Raw genomic sequence first — 1,312 nt, forward strand, 5'->3', positions numbered from 1 at the left:
TGCGATCCTTCAGCACCTGAATGATCGAGGCATAGGTCGAGGGTCGCCCGATCCCCAGTTCCTCCAGACGTTTGACCAGCGACGCCTCGGAGAACCGCGGCGGCGGCTGCGTGAAATGCTGTTCGGAATCGACGCCCTTCTTGGCTGGCGTGTCGCCGTTGCGGATCACCGGCAGGCGGCGCGAATCCTCGTCGCCCTCGTCATCGCGGCCTTCTTCGTAAAGCGCCAGATAGCCGGGGAACAACACCACCTGCCCGGTCGCCCGCAGCGCATCCTGACCGGTCGGCTCTTCCAGCTCGACGGTTGTCCGCTCCATTCGCGCACTTGCCATCTGGCTTGCCAGCGCGCGCTTCCAGATCAACTCGTACAGCCGCGCATGATCGCCCGATCCAGCCTTGTCCTTGGTGAAATCGGTCGGGCGGATTGCCTCATGCGCTTCCTGCGCATTCTTGGCCTTGGTCTGGTACTGGCGTGGTTTGTCGGGGATGTAGCTTGGTTGATAGCGCTTCACGATCGCCCTGCGGGCTTCGTCTATGGCGCTGTGGTCCATCTGGACGCCATCGGTTCGCATGTACGTGATCGCGCCGTCTTCGTAGAGCGCCTGTGCGACCCGCATCGTGTGGCTGGCGGAGAAACCGAGTTTCCGCGCGGCCTCTTGCTGCAGGGTGGAAGTCGTAAACGGCGGCGGCGGGTTGCGCGTCGCGGGCTTGGTCTCGACGCTGGCGACGGTAAAGCGGCCCTGTTCGACCGCGGCTTTCGCCCGCGCAGCCGTGCCGGCATCGCCGATCGTCAGCCGCTCGATCTTCTTGCCCTCGAACCGCGCCAGCCGCGCGTCGAACGCAGTGCCGTCATGCTCCAGATGCGCGACGACCGACCAATATTCCTGCGGAATGAAGATCTCGATCTCGCGCTCGCGTTGGACGATCAGGCGCAGCGCGACCGACTGCACCCGGCCAGCCGATTTGGCACCGGGCAGCTTGCGCCACAGCACCGGCGACAGCGTGAACCCCACCAGATAATCGAGTGCGCGGCGAGCGCGATAGGCGTCGATCAGATCGGTATCGAGCTGGCGGGGATTGGCCATCGCCTCCAGCACCGCCGCCTTGGTAATCGCGTTGAAGGTTACGCGCTCAACCTCTTTCGGCAGCGCCTTCTTCTTCGCCAGCACTTCCTGCACATGCCACGAAATCGCCTCACCCTCACGATCGGGATCGGTCGCGAGGATCAAGCGATCGGCGGTTTTCGCTAGATCGGTGATAGCCTTGAGCTGCTTCGCCTTGTCGGCATAGGGTTCCCATTCCATCGCAAAACC

General features: G+C 63.6%; 1 protein-coding gene. It reads right to left on the minus strand.

Annotation, left to right across the window (positions count from 1 at the left end; translation table 11 throughout):
• The coding region (topA, locus tag U1769_RS25055) for a type I DNA topoisomerase (RefSeq protein ID WP_332720877.1) at positions 1-1,312 on the minus strand (1,312 nt) is incomplete at both ends.

The sequence above is a fragment of the Parasphingomonas zepuensis genome (assembly GCF_036663735.1).
In the GTDB taxonomy this organism is placed as follows: Bacteria; Pseudomonadota; Alphaproteobacteria; order Sphingomonadales; family Sphingomonadaceae; genus Sphingomonas.